24 protein-coding genes and 1 other RNA gene are annotated in these 22,894 nt (G+C 64.3%); 11 read left to right on the top strand and 14 right to left on the bottom strand.

Annotated features, from left to right (window positions below):
• Positions 1-16: 16 nt before the first annotated feature.
• Entirely contained in the window at positions 17-346 is a 330-nt protein-coding gene (locus KW830_RS17130; protein ID WP_218333837.1) for a thioredoxin family protein, read from the top strand.
• Positions 347-377: 31 nt separating this feature from the next.
• Here KW830_RS17130 and KW830_RS17125 read toward each other — a convergent pair whose 3' ends face one another.
• The 6 genes from KW830_RS17125 to KW830_RS17100 form a co-directional block, all read right to left on the bottom strand.
• Entirely contained in the window at positions 378-788 is a 411-nt protein-coding gene (locus KW830_RS17125) for a hypothetical protein (protein WP_218333836.1), read from the bottom strand.
• Between the two features lie 85 nt (positions 789-873).
• Complete coding sequence (locus KW830_RS17120; protein ID WP_066535772.1) at positions 874-1,176, bottom strand: hypothetical protein; 303 nt, start codon at positions 1,174-1,176, stop codon at positions 874-876.
• Positions 1,177-1,239: 63 nt separating this feature from the next.
• Complete coding sequence (locus KW830_RS17115; RefSeq protein WP_218333835.1) at positions 1,240-1,890, bottom strand: DUF2625 domain-containing protein; 651 nt, start codon at positions 1,888-1,890, stop codon at positions 1,240-1,242.
• Positions 1,891-1,978: 88 nt separating this feature from the next.
• Entirely contained in the window at positions 1,979-2,545 is a 567-nt protein-coding gene (locus KW830_RS17110; protein WP_218333834.1) for a nucleotidyltransferase family protein, read from the bottom strand.
• Positions 2,546-2,650: 105 nt separating this feature from the next.
• A complete protein-coding gene (rnhA, locus tag KW830_RS17105; protein ID WP_066535778.1) occupies positions 2,651-3,100 on the bottom strand; it encodes a ribonuclease HI in 450 nt (149 codons plus the stop codon).
• The gene (locus tag KW830_RS17100; RefSeq protein ID WP_066535779.1) at positions 3,097-3,906 is read right to left on the bottom strand and encodes a class I SAM-dependent methyltransferase; all 810 of its coding nucleotides are present in this window, start codon (positions 3,904-3,906) and stop codon (positions 3,097-3,099) included. Before KW830_RS17100 ends, rnhA begins: the two co-directional genes overlap by 4 nt.
• On the opposite strand from KW830_RS17100, the gene gloB reads away from it, so the two are divergent.
• Both gloB and KW830_RS17090 read left to right on the top strand, forming a co-directional pair.
• Positions 3,905-4,696 (top strand): hydroxyacylglutathione hydrolase, encoded by a 792-nt coding sequence (gloB, locus tag KW830_RS17095; RefSeq protein ID WP_066535781.1) that lies wholly within the window; start codon positions 3,905-3,907, stop codon positions 4,694-4,696. The genes KW830_RS17100 and gloB overlap by 2 nt on opposite strands.
• The gene (locus KW830_RS17090; RefSeq protein ID WP_218333833.1) at positions 4,693-6,231 is read left to right on the top strand and encodes a transglycosylase SLT domain-containing protein; all 1,539 of its coding nucleotides are present in this window, start codon (positions 4,693-4,695) and stop codon (positions 6,229-6,231) included. The genes gloB and KW830_RS17090 overlap by 4 nt, the downstream gene beginning before the upstream one ends.
• Before the next feature lie 176 nt (positions 6,232-6,407).
• Here KW830_RS17090 and recR read toward each other — a convergent pair whose 3' ends face one another.
• From recR to dnaX, 3 genes are all read right to left on the bottom strand, one after another.
• Positions 6,408-7,001: a recombination mediator RecR gene (recR, locus tag KW830_RS17085; protein ID WP_218333832.1), complete on the bottom strand. Its 594-nt coding sequence runs from the start codon at positions 6,999-7,001 to the stop codon at positions 6,408-6,410.
• Between the two features lie 286 nt (positions 7,002-7,287).
• Entirely contained in the window at positions 7,288-7,620 is a 333-nt protein-coding gene (locus tag KW830_RS17080) for a YbaB/EbfC family nucleoid-associated protein (RefSeq protein ID WP_066535790.1), read from the bottom strand.
• A gap of 83 nt (positions 7,621-7,703) precedes the next feature.
• Complete coding sequence (gene dnaX, locus KW830_RS17075) at positions 7,704-9,884, bottom strand: DNA polymerase III subunit gamma/tau (protein ID WP_066535791.1); 2,181 nt, start codon at positions 9,882-9,884, stop codon at positions 7,704-7,706.
• 89 nt (positions 9,885-9,973) lie between these two features.
• On the opposite strand from dnaX, the gene ffs reads away from it, so the two are divergent.
• Positions 9,974-10,069: signal recognition particle sRNA small type (ffs, locus tag KW830_RS17070), an RNA gene on the top strand.
• Between the two features lie 349 nt (positions 10,070-10,418).
• Here ffs and KW830_RS17065 read toward each other — a convergent pair.
• Positions 10,419-10,694, bottom strand: coding sequence for a metal/formaldehyde-sensitive transcriptional repressor (locus tag KW830_RS17065; protein ID WP_066535792.1), 276 nt, complete (start codon positions 10,692-10,694; stop codon positions 10,419-10,421).
• A 46-nt stretch (positions 10,695-10,740) separates the two neighbouring features.
• Here KW830_RS17065 and dmeF point away from each other — a divergent pair, with 46 nt between their 5' ends.
• Both dmeF and KW830_RS17055 read left to right on the top strand, forming a co-directional pair.
• Positions 10,741-11,703, top strand: coding sequence for a CDF family Co(II)/Ni(II) efflux transporter DmeF (gene dmeF, locus KW830_RS17060; protein WP_370626151.1), 963 nt, complete (start codon positions 10,741-10,743; stop codon positions 11,701-11,703).
• A 679-nt stretch (positions 11,704-12,382) separates the two neighbouring features.
• Positions 12,383-12,769: a hypothetical protein gene (locus KW830_RS17055; protein WP_098066104.1), complete on the top strand. Its 387-nt coding sequence runs from the start codon at positions 12,383-12,385 to the stop codon at positions 12,767-12,769.
• Between the two features lie 75 nt (positions 12,770-12,844).
• On the opposite strand, the gene KW830_RS17050 is transcribed toward KW830_RS17055, so the two are convergent.
• Positions 12,845-14,212, bottom strand: coding sequence for a TIGR03862 family flavoprotein (locus KW830_RS17050; RefSeq protein ID WP_218333831.1), 1,368 nt, complete (start codon positions 14,210-14,212; stop codon positions 12,845-12,847).
• A gap of 349 nt (positions 14,213-14,561) precedes the next feature.
• On the opposite strand from KW830_RS17050, the gene trxA reads away from it, so the two are divergent.
• The 5 genes from trxA to KW830_RS17025 all read left to right on the top strand — a co-directional run bounded on the left by trxA (position 14,562) and on the right by KW830_RS17025 (position 20,003).
• Entirely contained in the window at positions 14,562-14,894 is a 333-nt protein-coding gene (gene trxA / locus KW830_RS17045; RefSeq protein WP_066535802.1) for a thioredoxin TrxA, read from the top strand.
• A 263-nt stretch (positions 14,895-15,157) separates the two neighbouring features.
• Positions 15,158-16,420 carry a transcription termination factor Rho gene (gene rho, locus KW830_RS17040; RefSeq protein ID WP_066535811.1) on the top strand — a complete coding sequence of 421 codons (1,263 nt, stop codon included), beginning with the start codon at positions 15,158-15,160 and terminating at the stop codon, positions 16,418-16,420.
• A 143-nt stretch (positions 16,421-16,563) separates the two neighbouring features.
• Positions 16,564-16,809, top strand: a complete 246-nt coding sequence (locus tag KW830_RS17035; protein ID WP_066535817.1) for a type B 50S ribosomal protein L31 — start codon at positions 16,564-16,566, stop codon at positions 16,807-16,809.
• Between the two features lie 118 nt (positions 16,810-16,927).
• Positions 16,928-18,622, top strand: a complete 1,695-nt coding sequence (locus KW830_RS17030) for a hypothetical protein (protein WP_066535819.1) — start codon at positions 16,928-16,930, stop codon at positions 18,620-18,622.
• 4 nt (positions 18,623-18,626) lie between these two features.
• Complete coding sequence (locus tag KW830_RS17025) at positions 18,627-20,003, top strand: MATE family efflux transporter (protein ID WP_218333830.1); 1,377 nt, start codon at positions 18,627-18,629, stop codon at positions 20,001-20,003.
• 38 nt (positions 20,004-20,041) lie between these two features.
• On the opposite strand, the gene phoR is transcribed toward KW830_RS17025, so the two are convergent.
• The 3 genes from phoR to phoU all read right to left on the bottom strand — a co-directional run bounded on the left by phoR (position 20,042) and on the right by phoU (position 22,888).
• Positions 20,042-21,388 carry a phosphate regulon sensor histidine kinase PhoR gene (phoR, locus tag KW830_RS17020; protein ID WP_066535832.1) on the bottom strand — a complete coding sequence of 449 codons (1,347 nt, stop codon included), beginning with the start codon at positions 21,386-21,388 and terminating at the stop codon, positions 20,042-20,044.
• 73 nt (positions 21,389-21,461) lie between these two features.
• Complete coding sequence (gene phoB, locus KW830_RS17015; RefSeq protein WP_192332974.1) at positions 21,462-22,166, bottom strand: phosphate regulon transcriptional regulator PhoB; 705 nt, start codon at positions 22,164-22,166, stop codon at positions 21,462-21,464.
• A 20-nt stretch (positions 22,167-22,186) separates the two neighbouring features.
• Positions 22,187-22,888, bottom strand: coding sequence for a phosphate signaling complex protein PhoU (phoU, locus tag KW830_RS17010; protein WP_066535840.1), 702 nt, complete (start codon positions 22,886-22,888; stop codon positions 22,187-22,189).
• Positions 22,889-22,894 lie beyond the last annotated feature (6 nt).

Here is a 22,894-nt window from a genome sequence, read left to right as displayed (position 1 = left end):
TGCAGTGAACGCATCCATGGCCTACACCGACACCGCCACCCTGCCAGAGCCCACCGCCGAGGCTGTGCAAGCCCTGCCCGGCCTGGTGCTGCTGGAGTTCGGCACCGATTGGTGCCCCCACTGCCTGGGCGCGCAGGACGCCATCCGCAAGGTGCTGGCACCGCGAGACGACATCCAGCACATCAAGGTGGAAGACGGCCCCGGCCGCCGCCTGGGACGCCTGTTCCGCGTCAAGCTCTGGCCCACGCTGGTGCTGCTGCAGGACGGCCAGGAAATCCGCAGGACCGTGCGGCCACAGGGCGCACAGGCTGAAGCGGCGGTGCGGATGGTGGTGGAGGCCGCCTGAAACGGAACCCGCTACCGCGCGGCAATGCCGGTCAGGTGGGCCTGGCGCGGGGGACAGAGACGGCGATGGATGGCGCTGGGGACTGGCACACCGCCACCGTCCACTGCGCATAACGCTGCACATAGGGGCGGCTGCTGGTCAGTGCGCGTTCCGCAGCGGCCAGGGTGCGTTGCCGGTCCAGATGCCGTGCCAGGCGCAGCTGGTCCTTGAACTGTTCGGCGAACGCTCCGGTCTGCAGCCGTAGAAGAATGCTGGACAGCAGCTGTGTGCGCTGGCTGCGCCCCAGCGGGCAGTGCTTCAGGCGGCGGCAGACCATTGCCCGGGCCCGTCCATGCCACAGTCCCCGGGTGTCCGCCAGCACAAACGCTATGCACCTGTCCACCGCCAGCACATCCTGCACCAGCAGCCTGTCCGCCAGCGCGCGCAGCTCCTGTTTGCTCAACAGGCCAAAGGCCGCTTGGGGCGGCAGGGAGATGGGGAAGGAAGGAAGGAAGGAAGCGAAAGCGGGCTGCGCATGGGCTGTGCGCCTAATCGCCGCGCAGGATCTGGATCACATGCTCGGGGCCGAACGCCACCTGCAGGCCAGGCGCCAGGGCTTGCGTGCAATACGGCTGGTTGTCGAGCGTGCCCAGATAGCCCGCACCCTGGCGGGCCTGGACGATCACCCACATGCGCTCCACGTTCTCCCCTGCCTCGTGGGTGATGCGAAAGACCAGCTTGGCAAAGTCGCCCACATTCAACCCGGCCCGCATCTCGCCAGGCGGCAGATAGAAAGTGTCCGGCGCCTGTGCATGCAAGGTTTCGCCGTTGTCGAGTGTGTAACTGACCATCGTCGTCTCAGTGTGGTTCCATGGCGGTGCAAGGTGCTGCCGAGGCCTGCCCGGCTCCCTGCCTCACGGGCTGCTGCAGGCCTGCGTCCCGCCTTGGCACATGAAAGCGTAATGCTCCGCCACGGGCGTGGGCCGGCGTGCGCTGGTGTGCACCGAACCCTGGGCAGTGAACAGAAAAGGATAGAAACCCATGCAACTGTCGGCATCCAGCGCCGCCACATCGGCCTGCCAGCCCTCCCAGCGCAAATCGCGGTAGAAGTCGCACAGACGGCTGGAAAAAGCCCACTGCATGAACGCCGTGTGCCCCATCTCCAGCGCTTCCCAGGCGAGGGTGTCCGGTGCCAGATAGTAGATGCCTCCCCGGTCCGCCCCCAGCGCACCGCCGTTGATGGCGAAGAAGCCGCCCACGGCATCATCGCCCACCAACAGAAAGCCATCGCTGCGCGACTGGTTCCATGCCGCCAGATCGCGCGACAGCCGGGGATGGCCCGAACCCAGCAGGCGCAGCCAGCCCCCATCGACCAGCACGCCGCCGGTGCCATGGGCCATGGCCCCCAGCGGCGAACGCGTCGTCACCTGCAGCGCCAGCAGCACCGCATCGCATGCGGCCGAGGGCGGCAACAGCTCCACGGGCAGCTCCGCATCCCGGGCCCACGCCGTGATCAGCGGCAACGCCGACTCGGCATGGTTCAACAGCTCGTGCAGCGCCCGCATGCGCCCTCCTTCACCGGTTCAGCATCCATGCGCGCCATTCTGGCACGGGGAATCGTCAGCCATGCGGCCAAGCGCGCGCCACAGCCACTCAGCATGCTGCCTCCACCGTCAGCCATGGCCAGCGTTCCTGGTAGCTGCGTACCTTGTCGGCAAACATGGCAGGCTGGTGGTTCAGGGGATTGATCCGCAGCACATTGCGCTGCAGATCGTCCAGTCCGTGGGTGCTATACAGCACGCCGGTGGCAACGTCCACCCCGATGCAGGTGGAGCAGATCAGGTAGCGGTCGATGCCATCGGTTGCCCGGTGCAGCGGCGCGTAGCTGGCGCCGAATTTCTGGGCATACCACAGGTGCACACGGGCCTGGTTGCGCACCTCCACATGCACGCCCAGATGCTGGCATGCTTGGCGCACGCGCGCAATGACGCGGTCTTCGGCCTCCCAGGACAGATCGTCGTCAAAGTAGATGACGTCATAGTCCTTGATGCCCCACTGGGGCGGGCGGCCGGATTGCAGGTTCCACACCGTCTGGAACAGGCAGCCCGCAGTCAGCATGCCCTGCGGCAGCTCCAGCGTGGGCAGCAACGCCAGCAAGGCACGGTTGGCGGGGTTTTCCATGGCCAGCGCCACCAGGGTCTCCCTGCTAAGGGCTTGCATTACTTGTCGTTCGTCGAAGGTAGGCACAGCAGCCCGGCCGCACTTCCCGTACGACGGGGTGCAACAAGCGTATCGCGCGCATGGCGAGCGTGGCGTCCGCGGTGCTTACAGCCGCCCCAGTGCCTGGTCCACGCCCTTGTTTGCCAGGGCGTCGGCGCGTTCATTGCCCGGGTCTCCGGCGTGGCCCTTGACCCAGCGCCAGTCGATGCGGTGGCCGGCGCCGCTGACCAGCGCGTCCAGCTGCTGCCACTGCTCTGCATTCTTGACGGGTTCCTTGCTGGCCGTGCGCCACCCTTTGGCCTTCCAGCCGTGGATCCATTCGGTGATGCCTTTGCGCACGTACTGGCTGTCCAGGTACAGCGTCACATCGCAGGGACGCTTGAGGGCGCTGAGCGCCTCGATCACCGCCTGCAGCTCCATACGGTTGTTGGTGGTTTCACGTTCGCCGCCAAACAGTTCCTTCTTGGCGTCTCCCGCCTGCATCAGCACACCCCAGCCACCAGGGCCGGGGTTGCCCTTGCAGGCGCCGTCCGTGTAGATCACAACCTTGTTCACAACTTCATATCCTTGTATTTCGACGATGGATTGCGCTGGGCCACGGGCACCGCCCCTGGCGCATTGACACGGCGCGTGCGCCAGCCGGGCTCCAGCAGCCGCATGCCCTGCACGCGCTTGATGGCCACCACGCAATAAACAGCGCCGAGTATGGGCCAGGTTTTGGCTCCCACACGGTTCATCCAGCCCCAGCGCTGCTGCCAGCGCGCCTGCTGCACATGGGGGGTGAAGGCGCCGAAGTCCACCGCCTCGATTTCCAGCTCCATCAGCCGCAGCCAGTCGCGCAGCCGCAGATAGGCAATTCCCCGCGTGGCATTGGCAGCGTCCTCCGCCGGCCGCTCCAGCGCGTGCTGGGCACCCCACAGGCTCCAGGGGTTCAGGCCAAAGATCAGCACCTTGCCTTCGGGCATCAGCACGCGCGCCACCTCGCGCAGCGTGGCGTGGGGGTCGGGGCTGAGCTCCAGGGTGTGCGGCAGGATCAGCAGGTCCATGCAGGCATCGGCCAGCGGCAACGCGCGGAAATCGGCATAGAAAGCGGGAGCCCACCGCGGACTGTCCGCCGCCACCTCCCCTTCCTGTGCGGCGGGCGGGCACCAGGCGGCCTGCTCCGGGGACTCCAGGGCCAGCCACCGGTGGGGCATGCGGTTGGTTCGTAACCCTTGTAGCATCGGCATACCCCACTGAAGGCTGTGATAGCCGAAAATATCGGACACGGCCTCGTCGCAGCGTTGCTGCTCCCAGTCCAGCAGGTACTGGCCCGACGCCGTCGCATTCCAAGGGTGTACTACCCGATTCGTCTCACTCATGAACCTGTTGCCCATACCCGCGCTGGCGGACAATTACATCTGGTTGCTGCACGATGGCCACGAGGCCCTGGTGGTCGATCCCGGCGTGGCCGAGCCTGTCATGCAGGTGTTGCAGGCCCGGGGCCTTGCGCTGCGGACCATTCTAGTGACCCACCACCATGCCGATCATGTCGGCGGCGTGGCGGCACTGCGCGAAGCCACCGGCGCCACGGTCTACGGTCCCGCCTTCGAGACCATTCCCGAACCGGCCACCCGCGTGGACGGCGGTGATACCTTGCACCTGCTGGGCCTGCACTGGCAGGTACTGGCCATTCCCGGCCACACCAGCGGCCATGTGGCGTATTACTGTGCCAGCCCTGGAGGTCCCGGCCCCGGGAATGCCCCCATTCTGTTCTGCGGCGATACCCTGTTTTCGGCCGGTTGCGGCCGCCTGTTCGAAGGCACGCCGGCACAGATGTTCGATTCGCTGCAGCAACTGGCGTCCCTGCCCGCCGACACCCGCGTGTGCTGCGCACATGAGTACACACTTTCTAACTTGCGCTTCGCCTTGGCCGTGGAACCAAACAATGTGCAGCTGCTCCATCATGCGGCACACTGCCAGAATCTGCGTGCACAGGGACAGCCCACACTGCCATCGTCCCTGGCGGTGGAGCGCGAAATCAACCCTTTTTTGCGTTGTAACGTTGTGCAAGTAGCCCAAGGGGCTTCACAATTCGCGCCTCACCTCGACACCCAACACCCGCTCAGCGTCTTCACCGCGCTGCGCGAATGGAAAAACGTATTCCAATGAATTTGAGGCATATTCTTTTACTGTGCAGTGCGTTGTGGCTGGCCGGTTGCGCCACCACCACGCCCACCGATGGCACGGCACCAAACGCCAGCACCGCGTCGGTCACCAGCCATATTCCCCAAGGTCCGCTCAGCCCATTGAGCAACAAGAGCGCCCGCGGCGGCAAGGTGGCATCGCTGACGCCGCCAGCCGACCTGTGGGAACGCATCCGCAACGGTTTTGCCATGCCCGATCTGGAACAGGACCTGGTCCAGAACCAGGAGCAGTGGTACAGCAGCCGCCCCGACTACATCCAGCGCATGACCGAGCGCTCCAGCAAATACCTGTTCTACATCGTGGAAGAGCTGGAACGCCGCGACATGCCCACCGAACTGGCACTGCTGCCCTATATCGAAAGCGCGTTCAACCCGCAGGCCGTGTCCAGCGCCAAGGCCGCCGGCATGTGGCAGTTCATGCCCGCCACAGGCACCTATTTCGACCTGAAGCAAAACAGCTTCCGCGACGACCGGCGCGATGTGATGGCCTCCACGCGCGCAGCGCTGGACTATCTGCAAAAGCTCTACAACATGTTCGGCGACTGGCACCTGGCCCTGGCCGCCTACAACTGGGGCGAAGGCAGCGTGGGTCGCGCCATCAAGCGCAACCAGACGCTGGGCCTGGGCACGGGCTACACCGAGCTGAACATGCCCGCCGAAACGCGCAACTATGTGCCCAAGCTGCAGGCAGTCAAAAACATCATTGCCCAGCCCGGACGCTTCAGCGCCCAGCTGCCGCTGATCGAGAACCACCCTTATTTCCAGGCCGTGGAAATCACCCGCGACATCGACGTGGCCCTGGTCGCCAAGCTGGCCGACGTGCGCGAAGAAGACTTCCGCGCCCTCAACCCATCATTCCACAAACCCGTCATCCTGGCGGCCGGCACGCCGCAGATCCTGCTACCCTGGGACAATGCCAAGGTATTCCGCCGCAACCTGGAAGCCTATGACAAAGGCCAGCATGCCAGCTGGACTGTGTGGGTGCTGCCACGCACCATGAGCGTGGCCGATGCCGCACAGCGCGCCGGCATGAGCGAGTACGACCTGCGTACCGCCAACAACATCCCGCCGCGCATGCTGATCAAGTCCGGCTCGGCACTGATGATCCCGCGTACAGGCGAAGCCGGCGATGTCTCCGGCCAGGTGGCGGATACCGCCAGCATCGCCTTTGCACCCGAAGTCACGACGCGGCGCAGCACCGTCAAGGCCCGCAAGGGTGACACAATCATCAGCATTGCACGGCGCTACAACGTCAGCTCCAGCGATGTGGTGAGCTGGAACGACCTGCGCCCCAATGCCAGCCTGCGCAGCGGCCAGTCACTGACCATGTACCTTCCGGCCCGTGTGGCCGCCAGTGTGGCCAGCAGCGGCAACGGCCGCCAGCAGACCGTGACCAAGGTCAACCGCAACAGCAAGACCGCTGTCAAGGCCGTGCCGCGCAACGAAGGCAAGACCGCGGTGGCCCAAAAGGGCGGAACGCCTTCCAAGCGCAAGCGCTGACCAGGCCCTGCGCCATCAAAAAAGGGCTGCCTGGGCAGTCCTTTTTTTGTGCATCTGGTGCTGTGATGCGATCAGGGCGGCCGAAGCGGCTGCGAAGGCAGGCACGCGGCCCTGCCTTGCTTGCCAGCGCCCCTGCTTGCGCCCCCACCACCGCATGGCAGCGGCGTGGGTCGGGCTCAGCGCCGGTCCACCAGCGCATGGGCAATCGTGCCCAGGTCCACATATTCCAGCTCGCTGCCCACCGGCACGCCCCGCGCCAGACGGGTGACCTCGATGGAGCGGCCTTGCAGCAGCTCCGTGATGGCGTGGGCCGTGGCCTCGCCTTCGGCGGTGAAGCTGGTGGCCAGAATCACCTCTTGCAGCGCCGGTTCCTGGGTGCGCACCAGCAGCTCGGGCAGGCCGATGTCCTTGGGGCCCACACCGTCCATGGGCGACAGCCGCCCCATCAGCACAAAGTAGTAGCCACGGTAGGCGCCTGTGCGCTCCATGGCCGCCAGATCCGCCGGCGTCTCCACCACGCACAGGCGAGCGGCGTCGCGCCCTTCATCGCGGCAGATGCTGCACACCGCCTCGTGCGTGAAGGTGTTGCATTTTTCGCAGTGGCGCACGGAATCCACGGCGGTCACCAGCGCCCGCGCCAGCTGGCGCGCACCTTCCTGGTCGCGTTGCAGCATATGGAACGCCATGCGCTGCGCAGTTTTGACGCCCACGCCCGGCAGGCGGCGCAGCGCCTGGATCAGGGGCTCCAGCGGTTGAAGCAGTTCGGACATCGGCAACACTCCAGAATCCAGAAATATCCAGCCCGGTGCGCAGCGAAACGGCAGCGCCCAAAGCAAAAGGGAAAGCGCCAGCGCTTTCCCTCGGTCACAGACCACCCGGACCACAGTCCGTCCGGCCCTGCAGCACAGCTGCGCTGCGGTCATCCCATCCAGGCCACGGCGGCCTGTGCAGCAGCAGGCTGCTGGATGGACACCACCCGTGCCGCGCCCTGCGCCATCCGCTGCCGCAGGGCGGCAAGGCAACGCACAAGCGACCCCGGGCGGCTGCGCGCGGTGCTTAGAACGGGAACTTCATGCCACCGGGCAGACCGGGCATGCCAGCGGTCAGCTTGCCCATCTTCTCGTTGCTGGTCTCTTCGGCCTTGCGCACGGCAGCGTTGAAAGCGGCGGCCACCAGGTCTTCCAGCATGTCCTTGTCTTCGGCCAGCAGACTGGGGTCGATGGTGATGCGCTTGACGTCGTGCTTGCAGGTCATCACGACCTTGACCAGACCGGCGCCGGACTCACCTTCCACCTCGATGTTGCCCAGCTCTTCCTGGGCCTTCTTCAGGTTGTCCTGCATGGCCTGGGCTTGCTTCATCAGGCCGGCGAGTTGTCCTTTGTTGAACATGGCTAAATCCTTTGCGTTGGTTTTCTCAGTATGAATCGGTCACAGAAGCAGACGTGCCATGGGCAGCGTCTGCCGGGCCCTGCTTATGCAGGGCGAATGCTGCCAGGCACGATTTTGGCACCGTACGCGCGCATCAATGTCTGCACCTGGGGGTCGTTCAGCACAATGGCTTCCGCCAGCTTCTGGTGACGCTGGGCAGCCGCGGTATTGCGCTTGGCCGGGGTATCGGCCGCAGCGCCATTTTCCACTACCAGCGTCTGGCAGTGCCCGGCGTCGGCCAAAGCCTTGCGCAGCCGCTCCTTGGCGGTAGCCTGGTTCAGCGAGGTGCGCTCCACGCGCAGCGTCCAGCTGTCGCCCTCCTGGGCCACCAACTGGGACTGCAGCGCCAGCTCGCGCACCAGGGCAGTCACGGCCTCGGCCTGCACCAGTTGCGTCACCACGCCATGCCAGACATCGCCCAGTGGCGTGGTCGGAACTTCCAGCGGCGCGGGTGCCGGAGCGTAGTCCTGCACCGCGGGTGCGCTGCGCGGTGCGGGAGCGGCATCCACAGGTTCCATGGCGTCCAACGGATCATCCGGCAGGTCCATGGGCTCGCCGTCCATGGGCCCCTCCCAGGCGGGCGGTGCGGAGTCGGCATCGTCGCTGCTGTCGGATTCTTCCACCGCTACCTCGGGAATATCTTCCCAGGGCGGCACTTCGTTACTCACGGCTGGCACACCGGCCGGCGGCACGACGGCAGGCTGCGGCGCGGGCTGCGGCGCTGCGTGCGATTGCACAGCAGTGGCTTTCGGCGCTGCAGGGGGTGCCACGGGTGCGGGAGCCTGCACCACATCGGCAGCCGCCGGGGTGGCGCGCGCAGCAGGCTCCCCGGCAGGCGCTGGCGCCGCGATGGGCGACGCAGTGTACTGGACGGCAGGCGCCACGGCCGGAGCCTGCACCGGCGCGACGGATGCCGGCGGTTGCACAGGGGCAGCGGCAGGCACAACCGGTGCCACCTCCGGAACGGCCGGCGCAGCAGGAACCGGCTCCGCAGCCACCACTGTGACGGCTTGCGCGCTAGCCTGCGCCGGGGCCGGCGCCTGGATGCGGGCTGCTTCAGCCTGTGTGACGGGTTTCGCTAGAGTTTTTTTTTCCACCGTGGCCGCATCGGCTGTGCCCTGGGGCTTGAAGGCCAGCAGGCGCAGCAACGCCATGGTCAGCGCAGCGTATTCATCGGGCGCCAGGCCCAGTTCGGTGCGCCCATGCAGACTGATGCTGTAGAGCAACTGGGTTTCATCGGCAGGCATCTGCTGCGCCAGGGCGGCCATCTCGGCGGCTTCCGGATCGGAAGGGTCCGCCGCATCGGCCATCTGCGGCACGGCCTGCAGCACGGCCATGCGCTGCAGCACGGCGCACATGTCTTCCAGCGTGGCCGAGGCCGAGACACCGTTGGTGCGCAGGCTGTCCACCGTTTCCACCACGGTACGGCCATCGCCCTGCGCCAGTGCCCCGATCAGACGGAACACATAGCTGCGGTCCACGCTGCCCAGCATCTGGCGCACGGTGGCTTCCTGCAGCTGGCCGCTGCCAAAGGCAATGGCCTGATCGGTCAGCGACAGCGCATCGCGCATGGAGCCGCGGGCAGCGCGCGCCAGCAGCTTGAGCGCCTGAGGCTCGGCCGGCACGCTTTCGGTCCCCAGCACGCTGGTCAGATGCTCCAGCACCGTATCGGGCGCCATGGGCCGCAGATTGAACTGCAGGCAGCGCGACAGCACGGTGACCGGCACCTTCTGCGGATCGGTGGTGGCCAGCACGAACTTCAGATACTCCGGCGGCTCTTCCAGCGTCTTGAGCATGGCATTGAATGCCGTATTCGTCAGCATGTGCACTTCGTCGATCATGAAGACCTTGAAGCGCCCTTGCACCGGCTTGTAGACGGCCTGCTCCAGCAGGCTTTGGACTTCGTCCACACCGCGGTTCGAGGCAGCGTCCAGCTCGGTGTAGTCGGGGAAGCGTCCGCTGTCGATTTCCTTGCAGGCCGGGCACACGCCGCAGGGCGTGGCCGTGATACCGCCCTGACCGTCCGGCCCCACGCAGTTGAGCGATTTGGCCAGGATACGCGACACCGTGGTCTTGCCCACACCACGCGTGCCCGTGAACAGATAGGCGTGGTGCAGGCGCTGCTGGGTCAGCGCATTGGTCAGCGCCTGCACGACATGCTCTTGCCCCACCATTTCAGAGAAATTGCGGGGGCGGTATTTGCGGGCAAGCACGAGATAGGACATGCGCAGGATTCTACGGGCTGGCGCACCCGCCTTGCGCCGTCAAGGCATTCGCGCCGGCGATGGATCAATCCTCGGGTACAATGCGAGGTGACGGGCCTCCTCGCATGGGGAAGCAGCCAACCGGGTCAGGTGGGGAACCAAGCAGCCCTAACTGTGAAACCAGTGCCGAGATCAGGCTCGTCACCTTTAGCTGGAAATCCTCTTTGCAGACAAGAGGCTGTCTTCCACCAAAGGCTCTCCCAACGCTACGCAAAAAACCGACTGTGACGTACCGGCCCATCCGGCAAGTGCTTTTTCGCGCCCATGGCAGCAGGTCCCAGCCCTCGCCCGAAAGACTGCGCCACCATGATCGGGGGCCTGGATGCCCCGACCGTGGCCTGCTGAAGGCGATGCCGCATCCGCAGCGGCTTCTGCCTGCTTGAAATCAAAGGTTGGATGACGGCGGCAGGGGCGCAGGCTCCGGCGCCCCGCACTCCCCCTACATCCCGCACTGCTCAGCCACGCGCCATCGGCTGCCGATACCCTACCGGGGTATCACTTCACATAGGAACGCATCACCGACACCACCAGGTCCAGGTCCTTGGCCCGCTGCTCTGCAGGGGCATCGGCATCACCCAGGTGTTCGCGCACATGCCCTTCCAGAACTTCCAGCATCAACCCATTCACGGCACCCCGCACGGCAGCCAACTGCTGGAGGATGACCGCACACTCGGCCGAACCCTCCAGCGCGCGCTCCAAGGCCTCGGTCTGGCCCTTGATACGCCGAATCCGTGCCAGCAGCGGTTTTTTGTTGAGAACTGTATGCGACATAGGTGGTAATTTTAACGCCATCAATATACTGGGGTACAGTATATGAATGAACGCCGCATCGATGCCCCCCCACGCAGCCCCGCCGGCTGCCCGCACACACTCCCACGTCTTTGATGCAGGCAACCCCTTGGCGGAACAGAAAGCCAAGCTGGCGATGCTGCTGACCCTGGCCATGATGGCCCTGGAGATTGCCGGGGGCTATTACTTCAACTCCATGGCCTTGCTGGCCGATGGCTGGCACATGAGCTCCCACGCCCTGGCGCTGGGACTTTCCGTGGGAGCGTATGCCGCAGCGCGGCGCCTGGCCGGCGACCAACGCTTTGCCTTCGGCACATGGAAGATCGAAATTCTGGCGGGATACACCAGCGCCATCCTGCTGCTGCTGGTCGCAGCGCTGATGGCCATCCAGTCCGTGGAACGCCTGCTGTCCCCCTCCTCCATCCACTATGAACAGGCCATTGGTATCGCGGCACTGGGGCTGGTTGTGAATCTGCTGTGCGCCTGGCTGCTCAAGGGAGGCCAGCACCACCATCACCATGGGCACGAACACCACGGTCACGGCCACCATTCCCATGCAGAACACGGCGACCTCAATCTGCGCTCGGCGTATCTGCATGTGCTTGCCGATGCAGCCACATCGGTGATGGCCATCGTCGCTTTGCTCGGCGGCATGCTGTGGGGCTTTGCCTGGCTGGACCCGGCCATGGGCCTCATGGGGGCCGTACTGGTGGCGGTGTGGGCTTTGGGCCTGCTGCGCGACAGCAGCCGGGTGCTGCTGGATGCCGAGATGGATGCCCCCGTCACCCAGGAGGTGCGCGAGGCGATTGCCGAAGGCCCCTTGCCCGCCGACATCACCGACCTGCATGTCTGGCGCGTAGGCAAAGACAAATACGCCTGCATCGTGGCGGTGGTGGGAGGGCCGGAAGTCACGCCCGACTACATCCGCCAGTTGCTCCAGATTCACGAGGAACTGGTGCATGTTTCCATCGAAGTCAATCACTCCAACTGAGGACCGCCGACACAGCCCCCTCAATCGCCAGCGGGCAGCAGAGACAAGGTGTTACCGTGCAGAGCACGACAGGACCGGACAAAGGCGTTCAAAGGCGTACAAAGGCGTACAAAGGTTTTGCGCGCAGCGCCAAAGAAACCTCATGGCGCACGGGCATATCCCATGGATACTGCCTTTATATCCCCCACTCATTCATTGAAAATAATTCACATTCAGCGCGGATATATTTTTTTGCGCAGAAGAATAACGCCATATATCTTCTATATTTACATTATCTTGTATACAAATAATTATTCCATCCTTTTCACCTCCAGCAAGTTTCTGCACAGTGCATTCCAATGCCTGCACAGGCCTGCAATGCCCTCCGCGCCACCACGCAGGCACCAGCCACAAGGCCGGATTTCATGACCTGCATCAACAGTTGGACGCTGGAAAATTTGGTTGCGCTATTCAATTGAAAGCAATGCAGACCGACATAACAGCCACTGACTGCATTTTCTTCTGAGCACCAGGAACATTTATTCGAATGTAACTCTATGTGCCGGCATCACAATTTTGCAGATTTCGCGCTAGCATAACCACAAATACATCACAACAGGATCCAATGATTCAGAGCTTGGGGCAATGAATTCCCCTTTTCTGGACACCCCATCCCCATAACCGATAAAAGGAGTTGGTCATGGCACAAAAAACCGAAATCCCGCAAATCCCTCTGGCGGTATTCAAAGCCAATGTGGAATATCAAAAGTCACTGGTTCACCTGGCCAACGATGGCACCAAGCGCTGCATGGATTTCAACGAAACCTGCAGCCACCTTGCAGCGGCCCAGGCGGAGATATGGTGGGAACGCATGCAGGCCCTGGGCAACTGGCCCAGCAGCGGACTGAGCCAGTTTGAAATTGGCACCCGCCAATTTCAGAACAGCGTGCAAGGTCTCAGCACGCTGCGCAACCAGGTCATCAACGACCAGAAGGCACTGATAGAGGGTTTGCGCGGCGCCCGCATGGCCTGGCAGCAGACCTTTTTTGACGCCGTGGGCAACTCTGAAGACGCAGCGGAGATCTGAGAACCGCCCCCCCGGCGCAACCAGCCCGCCAAGAGGCAACAGCAGACTGCACGCGGCCGCCCTGGCAACGCAGCCTTACGCTGCGGCGGCTTGGGAAGCCAGGAACCGGTCCATCCCCTGGGCGGCCTGCACACCCGTGGCCATGCAAGCCGTCAACAGATACCCCCCCGTCGGCGCTTCCCAGTCCAGCATCTCTCCGGCAAAGAACAGGCCTGGTTGCTGGCGGCTCATCAAGTCCGCATCCACTGCTTCCCAGCGCACCCCCCCCGCCGTGCTGATGACCTCGTCGATGGGCCGTGGCGCCACCACCGTGATGGGCAGCGCCTTGATGGCCGCAGCCAGACGCACGGGATCTTCCATCTCTGCCTTGCTCAGCACCTCACGTAGGATGCCGGCCTTGATGCCATCCAGCCCCAGGCGCCCTTTCAAATGGCTGGACAGGCTGCGTGAGCCGCGCGGGTGGCGCACTTCGCTCAGCACTTTGGCATCGCTCCAGGCTGGCAGCAGGTCCAGGTGAAACACCGCGCTTCCACTGCGCTGGATCTCGTCCCGCAGCTGGCTGGAGACAGCGTAGACCAGGCTGCCTTCGACCCCCGTCTCCGTGGCCACGAATTCACCACGGCGGTCAAAGACCCGGCCGTCACTGCCCACAAACCGGATGGCCACCGACTTGAAGGGCTGGCCGGCAAACCGCTCTTTGAACCAGGGCGTCCAACCGCCCTGGTCTGCCGGCTGCCCCACCAGGCCTTGCAAAAAGGCACGGCGTGTTTCGCCTTCCGCCGACGGCGCCGGACCCACGTCGAAACCGCAGTTGCTGGGCTGCAGAGGCGCCACGGCAATCTGGCGCTCCGCCAACCAGGGCACCCACGCCCCGTCCGACCCCAGGCGGGCCCAGCTGCCGCCACCCAGTGCCAGCAACACGGCCTGCGCGCGCACGGCAACACGGCCCGACTCGGCCTGCAACTGCAGGCTGCCGTCGCTCGCCCACCCGGTCCAGCGGTGGCGCATGAAAAAGCGCACTCCTTGCTGGCGCAAGCGCGTCATCCACGCACGCAGCAAAGGCGCCGCCTTCATGTCGGTGGGAAACACCCGTCCGGACGACCCGACGAAAGTCTGCAGACCCAGGCCCTGCACCCATTCGCACACCTGCTGCGGACCGAAGGCCTCCAACAGGGGGCGCAGATGCGAGGCACTGTCACCATACCGCCCCACAAAGGCCTCCAGCGGCTCGGAATGGGTCAGGTTCATTCCGCCCTTGCCCGCCAGCAGAAACTTGCGCCCCACGGAGGCCTTGGCGTCAAACACACACACCGCACGCCCCTGCGCCGACAGGCGTTCTGCGGCCATCAGGCCCGCCGGGCCGGCGCCAATGATGGCGATTTCACAATCCAGGGCGGCAGGGCCAGCGTGGAGGGCGTCCTGCGAAGAAGCGGAGGGAGTCATAAAACGTATTCGTAAGGTACAGACCGCGTGGCAACCCATCCTGGCGGCGGGGTGACGCAGGTACACGGCACAAGCAGGGCGCGATTGTGGTGCTGAAGCCACATGGCTGCAGCGACAAGGGCATCCCCCGCCCTGCCGTCGGCCCGCAGTGGCGGCGGGATTCAAGATTCGGCAGGCTGGCATGCAGCATGCGATCACCGAATGCTATCAGCGTCATAGCGCCTCCTACCCTGTCCACACCCTAAGTCTGGAGATTGCTTTCTGCGACAATAACCCCAACTCTTGGCATATTGCCAAACCGCATTTCTGATTCCGTTCTGCAATAAGCAAGCAACCAACAAGGAACCCCATGGCCAGCGACCTGATCAAACACATTTCTGATGCAAGCTTTGAAGCCGACGTGCTGCAATCGGGCACGCCTGTGCTGGTGGATTACTGGGCCGAATGGTGCGGCCCCTGCAAGATGATCGCCCCCATCCTGGACGACGTGGCCAGTGCCTACCAAGGCAAGCTGACCATCGCCAAGATGAACGTGGACGAAAACCGCGAGATCCCCGCCAAGTTCGGCATCCGCGGCATCCCCACCCTGATGCTGTTCAAGGACGGCGAACTGGCTGCCACCAAGGTGGGCGCCCTGGCCAAGGCCCAGCTGACGGCCTTCATCGACCAGAACCTGGCCTGATCACCCTCCGCATTGCCCGGGCCAGTGCGTGCCCCGGGCAATGTGTTTCCCCAAGACCTCATTCCTCCAGGAACCGGCCCGTTTCCCGCAAAACTAGCGAACGCCCGGCATTTCCTGTCATAATCAGCACAGACCTCGCAATGCAGCATCGGCTTGCGGGTCCTGATCTCTTCCGGCAGCGCCAGCAGACCACGCAATCAATGGTCTCCCTCGGCCCTACGCCCCCCCCTGATTTCTTAAAGACTCCGCCCAGGAGCAACTCCATGCACCTTAACGAACTCAAGGCACTGCACGTGTCCGAAGTGTTGAAGCAGGCCGAAGCGCTTGAGATCGAAAACGTCGGTCGTATGCGCAAGCAAGAGCTGATGTTTGCCATCATCAAGAAGCGCGCCAAGGCCGGCGAACAGGTGTTTGCCGATGGCGTGCTGGAAATCCTGCCCGATGGCTTCGGTTTCCTGCGCAGCCCCGACACCAGCTACACCGCCAGCACGGACGACATCTACATCTCCCCCAGCCAGGTGCGCCGCTTCAATCTGCACACCGGCGACATGATCGAAGGCGAAGTGCGCATTCCCAAGGATGGCGAGCGCTACTTTGCCCTGACCAAGCTGGACAAGGTCAACGGCAACTCGCCTGAATCGAACAAGCACAAGGTGATGTTCGAGAATCTGACCCCCCTGTTCCCCAAGGAACAGATGCGCCTGGAGCGCGACATCAAGGGTGAAGAGAACATCACCGGCCGCATCATCGACATCATTGCCCCCATTGGCCGCGGCCAACGCGCACTGATCGTGGCACCGCCCAAGAGCGGCAAGACCATGATGATGCAAAGCATTGCCCACGCCATCACGGCCAACCACCCCGATGTGCACATGATGGTGCTGCTGGTGGACGAGCGCCCGGAAGAAGTGACGGAAATGCAGCGCTCGGTGAAGGGCGAAATCATTGCCTCCACCTTCGACGAGCCGGCTACCCGCCATGTGCACGTGGCCGAAATGGTGATCGAACGCGCCAAGCGCCTGGTGGAACTGGGCAAGGACGTGGTCATCCTGCTGGACTCCATCACCCGCCTGGCCCGCGCCTACAACAACGTGGTGCCCAGCTCCGGCAAGGTGCTGTCCGGCGGTGTGGACTCCAACGCCCTGCAGCGCCCCAAGCGCTTCTTCGGTGCCGCCCGCAAGGTGGAAGAAGGTGGTTCGCTGACCATCATCGCCACCGCCCTGGTGGACACCGGCAGCCGCATGGACGAAGTGATCTTTGAAGAATTCAAGGGCACCGGCAACAGCGAACTGCACCTGAACCGCCGCCTGTATGAAAAGCGCGTGTTCCCGGCCATCGAGCTCAACAAGAGCGGCACACGCCGCGAAGAGCTGCTGCTGCCACCCGAAATCCTGCAGAAGACCCGCATCCTGCGCCAGTTCATGTACAACATGGACGAGATCGAGTCCATGGAGCTGATGATCAAGAACATGAAGGCCACCAAGACCAATGTGGACTTCTTCGACATGATGCGCCGCGGCGGCTAAATCCCTGCCTCCCGCACACTGACAAAGCCCCTCGATGTATAATCAGGGGCTTTTTCTATTGCGGAAAGTACGCTTAATGCATTGACTGCTACAAGGGTTGTAGCAGGTTAGGCACGGCTACCGCACTTGACCAAAGGAAGATCATGAAAGAAGGCATTCACCCCGACTACCGCGAAGTTCTGTTCTCGGACCTGTCCAACGGCTTCAAGTTTGTGACACGTTCGTGCGTGCCCACCAAGGAAACCGAAACCTTCGAAGGCAAGGAATATCCCCTGTTCAAGCTGGATACCTCCTCCGAGTCGCACCCCTTCTACACCGGTACCCAAAAGTCGGTGGACAACATGGGCGGCCGCGTGGAAAAGTTCCGCAACCGCTTCGGCAAGAAGTAATCTCTGCTTCTTTCGCCAAAAAGGCAGCCCGGGCGACCGTGCTGCCTTTTTATTTGCCGCGCCCGGTATGCTGCGCGGTACCTGACAGGCTGCTGTGCCTGATGCCCGTTTTTCGCCCATGAATCCGCCCAGTCCCGCCATCGTTGCCCAGAACGCCGTGCGCACATTGCCCCGTTGGGCCTTGTGGCTGCTGTGCGCTGCCTATGTCTTCCCCGGCTTTATCGGCCGCTCGCCCTGGCGGGAGACGGACATCGCATCGTTCGGCTATATGCGTGCCCTGGCTGCCGGGGATACCAGCTGGCTGCGCCCCTCGATGCTGGGGCTTTCCCCGTCGACCGAAGGTCTGCTGCCCTATTGGCTGGGGGCCTGGGCCTTGCAGATCTTTCCCTCCAGCTGGAGTCCGGAATGGGTGGTGCGCCTGCCCTTCATCGCTCTGCTGGTGCTGACCTTCATGTCCATGTGGTGGGCGGTGTACTACCTGGCCCGCACCCCGGGCGCACAGCCGGTTGCGTTCGCCTTCGGCGGCGAGGCTCGCCCCCAGGATTACGCCCGCGCCATTGCCGACGGCGGCCTGCTGGCCCTGATGGCCTGCCTGGGTCTGGCACAGTTCTCGCACGAAACCAGCAGCTATCTGGCCCAGCTGGCATTCGGCACCATCACCTTGCTGGCCGCTGCGGCCATGGCCTACCACCCCCGGCTGGCGGCTGCGCTGACGGGGATCGGCCTGCTGGGCCTGACCCTCAGCGGTGCGCCGTCGCTGGCATCCATCCTGGGCCTGGGCATTGCCGTGCTGACCTGGCACACCCGCGGCACCGACCTGCAGCACCAGGGCACCTGGGCGATCTGGTGGCTGTGCGCCGTGGCATTCACCTCCTTCATCGCCTGGAAACTAGGTCTGTGGGAATGGCGCCTGATCAATCCCTGGGTGGAAGGCAAGGAATGGCAAAGCCTGGGCAGGCTGCTGACCTGGTTCAGCTGGCCGGCCTGGCCGCTGGCGCTGTGGACCCTGTGGCGCTGGCGCCATCAACTGGCAGCACCTGCACGCCACACCCACCTGACCCTGCCACTGTGGCTGTGGGTCCTGGCGGTGGGGGCCACCCTGACCACCCAGCCCGCCGACCGCGCACTGCTGCTGGGCCTGCCTGCCATCTCGATGCTGGCCGCCTTTGCCCTGCCCACGCTCCGGCGCAGCCTGGGCGCGCTGATTGACTGGTTCACCCTGATCTTCTTCACCATCTCCGGCATTGCCATCTGGGTGATCTGGATCTCCATGCAGACCGGCTTCCCCGCCAAGCCAGCCGCCAATGTGGCCAGGCTGGCCCCCGGTTTCACGCCCACGTTCTCCTGGTTCCCATTTGCCGTTGCTCTGGCGGCCACGGTCGCCTGGCTGCTGCTGGTGGCCTGGCGCACGCGCCGCCACCGCGCAGCCATCTGGAAAAGCCTGGTGCTGCCCGCAGGCGGTGCCACGCTGGGCTGGGTGCTCTTGATGACGCTGTGGTTGCCTGCGCTGGACTATGGGCGCAGCGATGCCCCCCATATGCGCCAGGTGCTGGCAGCGATACCTGCGGACGACTCTGCCTGCGTGAACGTGGCCGGCCTGGGCCGTGCGGAAGTCGCCGCCCTGCAGTACTACACCCCATGGCAACTGCAGCTATTCCGGGTGGACCGCGCCCGGAATTGCGAATGGACGATCACCGAACCGGCCTACTGGGCCACGCTGTCGCCTGCCGCCACCACCCAATGGAAACAGCATGCAATCGCCGCCCGTCCCACGGACAAGAAAGACCGCCTGCTGATCCTGCAGCGCCGCTGAGCCCATGAGCGAAATACGCACTGTGGCACGGCATGCCGGCACGGTGCTGGCAGGGCAGCTGGCCGTAATGGCCTTCGGCGTCACCGACACCGTGGTAGCGGGCCGTTATGCCTCCGACGCACTGGCCGCCTTGTCCGTGGCCAGCGCCATCTTTGTCAGCGTGTACATCTCGCTGATGGGCATTCTCCAGGCCCTGCTGCCCATCTGGGCCGAGCAGCATGGCCGCCGGCAGCCCGCGCTCATTGGCCAGTCCTTTCGCCAGTCGCTGTACCTCTACCTGCTGGTGACCGCCGTCGGCATGGCCACGCTGCTGGCTCCCCGCCTGCTGCTGGACTGGGCCAAAGTCCCGCCGGCATTGCAGCCCGAAGTGCGCAGCTATCTGCGCATAGTGGCCATGGCATTGCCGGCCGCCCTGTTCTTCCGGCTGTTCACCACCCTCAACCAGGCGCTGGGCCACCCGCAGCTGGTCACCTGGCTGCAGCTGCTGTCCCTGCTGCCCAAGATTCTGCTGTCCATCTGGTTCACCTTTGGCGGCCTGGGCCTGCCCGCCATGGGCGCCGCAGGTTGTGCCTGGGCCACACTGCTGGTGCAATACGCCACGGTGCTGCTGGCCATTGCACTGCTGCGCCGGCAATCGCTGTATGCCCCGCTGCAACTGTGGCGCCCCATGGAGCAGCCAGACCGGCAGCAACTAGGTCAGTTTGCCAGGCTGGGCATACCGGCAGGCCTGTCCATCTCGGTGGAGGTGACCTCCTTCACGCTGATGGCCTTGTTCATCGCCCGCCAAGGCAGCCTGTCCTCGGCCAGCCACCAGATTGCCGCCAATCTGGCCGCGCTGTGCTACATGGTGCCCCTGTCTTTGGCCATTGCCACCAGCGCCCGGGTCAGCTACTGGCTGGGCGCCGGGCATGCGGCCCATGCAGCGCAGATGGCGCGCCAGGGCTTGCGCCTGGCCGCCGGCCTGGGCGCCGTGCTGGCCCTGACGGTGTGGCTGCTGCGTAGCCCCATCGCGGCCCTGTACACCCAGGATGCGGCCGTGGCCGCCCTGACAACCGGCCTGCTGGGCTGGATTGCGGCCTACCACCTGGCCGACTGCATCCAGTGCTATTGCATCTTTGTGTTGCGCGCCTTGCGCATCACCCTGGCACCACTGGTCACCTACAGCACCATGCTGTGGGGCGTGGGCCTGGGCGGAGGCTACGCCATGGCCTATCTGTGGGAATGGCCACCGGCATGGCGGGGCTCCCCGACCCCGTTCTGGGCTTCCAGCGTGCTGGCACTGGCCGTGACGGCCCTGATCTTTGTCGCCATGTTGCAGCGCCACCTGCGGCTTTTGCCGCAGGCTCGCAGCACCCCGGACCCAGCCATCCACCCCGGATGAGGCCGCACCGGCTTGACGAGTGGCCACGCTGAAAGATTTCAGTTGCCGGTAAAGCCGATCGCGTGCGCACGCAGGCGCTGGGCCGGGAACGTGGCGGAAAAAGTCGAGCCCTTGCCCAGGATGCTGCTGATGTGCAGTTGCGCACCATGGCGCTGCAGCACATGCTTGACGATGGCCAGACCCAGCCCTGTGCCCCCCGTCTCGCGCGAACGGCTGCGGTCAATGCGGTAGAAGCGCTCCGTCAGGCGCCCCACATGCTCCGGGTCGATGCCCCGGCCACTGTCCTGCACCGCGAACGTGGCACTGCCGTCGGCATGGGAAGTCCATGTCACAGCGATATGGCCTCCCGCCGGCGTATAGCGGATGGCATTGCTGATCAGGTTGGAGAACGCGCTTTGCAACTCGGCGGGAATGCCCGCCACGTCGATCTGTACGGCCGATGCGGGAGGAAACTCCAGTACATGGGCTTGCCCGCTCTTGCGGGTCACCATGTCGGACAGGGCGCGGGCCTCATCCTCGCACTGGCGCAGCAGCGGCGCCAGCGGCGTCCACTCTCCGCGCGCGGGCAGCGGACTGCCTTCCAGCCGCGACAGGGTCAGCAGGTCCTGCACCAGGCTTTGCATGCGCGTCGCCTGCTGCGCCATCAGGCCCAGAAAACGCTTGCGCTCGTCTTCTTCCAGCGGCAGGGTCTGCAGCGTTTCCACAAACCCCACCAACACCGTCAATGGCGTGCGAATCTCGTGCGACACATTGGCCACGAAGTCGCGGCGCATGGCTTCGGCCTGTTCCAGCGAGGTGATGTCGCGCGAGAGCAGCAGGTGTCGCCCATCGCCATAGGCATACAGCTGCACCGACAGTCGCACCGGCCGCGCTGCGGTACTGTCACGCCCTTGCATCAGCACCGGCTGCGCAAAGTCATGCCGCGCCCAATAGGCACTGAAAGCCGGATCACGCACCAGATTGCCCATGGACTGCAGCATGTCGCGCTGCGCATCCAGACCGAACTGCTGCTCCGCCATCTGGTTGCACCATTCAATGTGGCCGGTGGCATCCAGAAGGATCAGGCCATTGGGACTGGCCTGCAAGGCCGCAAAGATGTCCTGCAGGCGCTGTTCGCTTTGCTGCACCTGCTGGGTACCCAGACGCAGCCAGCGGCGCATGCGGGTGGACAGCTCTCCCCATAGCCCGGACATGGCCGGCGCCTGCTGCAGCTCGGTCGACCGCAGCCACACCAGCAGCTTGCGCGCACGCCACATGTCCCAGGCCATCCACAGCCAGGTGGCCAGCAGCGCACCCGCGGCCACGCCCCAGGCTTGCCCCAGCCACCACCCCAGGCCCATCAACGCTGCCTGCAGCAAAGCCAGGGTCAATCCACGCCACGTCATGTCTGCACTCTTTTCTGTGTGTTGTGCATGCCCGGCAGCGGCTCAGCCACCAGGCTTGTTGTGCATTGTCGTATCAGGCGCCTGCCGCGGACGAGGGGGCGCTCAGGCGGTAACCCACACCCCGCACCGTCTGCACCATGCCGCCAGCTTCGCCCAGCGCTTCGCGCAGGCGCTTGACGTGCACGTCTACCGTCCGCTCCTCGATGAAGACATGGTCACCCCAGACCTTGTCCAGCAGCTGTGCGCGGCTGTGCACACGTTCCGGATGGTTCAGCAGATAGTTCAGCAGCTTGAACTCTGTCGGCCCCAGCTTCAGCGCCTCGCCCGCATACGAGACGCGGTGGGTCGATGCATCCAGCTCCAGGGTACCCATGGTCACGCGTGTGGCCACCTGCTCCGGTGCCCGGCGGCGCAGCACGGCGCGGATGCGCGCCAGCAGCTCCTGCGTGGAAAAGGGCTTGGTGATGTAGTCGTCGGCACCGGCATCCAGGCCCGACACCTTGTCAGGCTCGTCACCACGCGCCGTCAGCATCAGGATGGGAATCTGCTTGGTGCGCGGATCCGTGCGCCACTTGCGCGCCAGGGCCAGGCCACTGGCCCCCGGCAGCATCCAGTCCAGCAAGATGGCGTCGGGCAGGACGGCATCCAGCTCACGCTGGGCGCTGGCACCGTCCTCGGCCCACACCGGCTGGAAACCGTTGTGGCGCAGATTGACGGCGATCAGCTCCGCAATCGCCGGCTCATCCTCCACGATCAGGATTTGGGGGTTCTTCTTCATACCCGAAACACCGTCCTCGATTATTTCACCGTCGATTCGATCACATCCATGGTTTCATGGCGGATGTCCTTGCCTTCGACCAGGTAGATGATTTGCTCGGCCACGTTCTTGGAGTGGTCACCGATGCGCTCGATGGCCTTGGCCACGAACAGCAGGTCCAGGCTGGGCGAAATCTTGCGCGGATCTTCCATCATGTAGGTGATGAGTTTGCGCACAAAACCATCGAATTCGTGGTCGATCAGATCGTCCTCCTTGAGGATGACCACCGCCGACTTGGTGTCCAGCCGCGCCAGCGCATCCAGCGCCTTGCGCAGCATGCTCGAGGCCATCTCGGCCGCGACGCGCAGCTCCCCTGCGGGCAGCGATCGGGCGGCACCGCTTTCGATGATGGACTGCACCATGCGGGCAATCTTGTGGGCTTCGTCGCCCATGCGTTCTAGGTTGGCGGTGACCTTAGAAAAGGCCATCAGCATGCGCAGATCGCGGGCCGTGGGCTGGCGTCGGCCGATGATGGAAGAGAGTTCGTAGTCGATCTCGACTTCCATCGCATTCACGCGCGCTTCATTGGCGTTGATCTGCGCAATCGAATCGGTGCTGAACTGCGTGAGGGCATGGACTGCCTGGTGGATCTGCTGCTCCACCAGACCGCCCAGCTCCATGACACGGGCCGAGACGCGGTTGAGCTCCGAGTCAAACTGCGAGGAAAGATGCTTGTCTGGCATGTAATT

This window comes from Comamonas sp. CMM03 (assembly GCF_019218715.1).
GTDB lineage: Bacteria > Pseudomonadota > Gammaproteobacteria > Burkholderiales > Burkholderiaceae_C > Comamonas > Comamonas terrigena.
The sequence above is the reverse complement of the archived record's forward strand: the minus strand, read 5'-3'. Positions and strand labels throughout refer to the sequence as shown.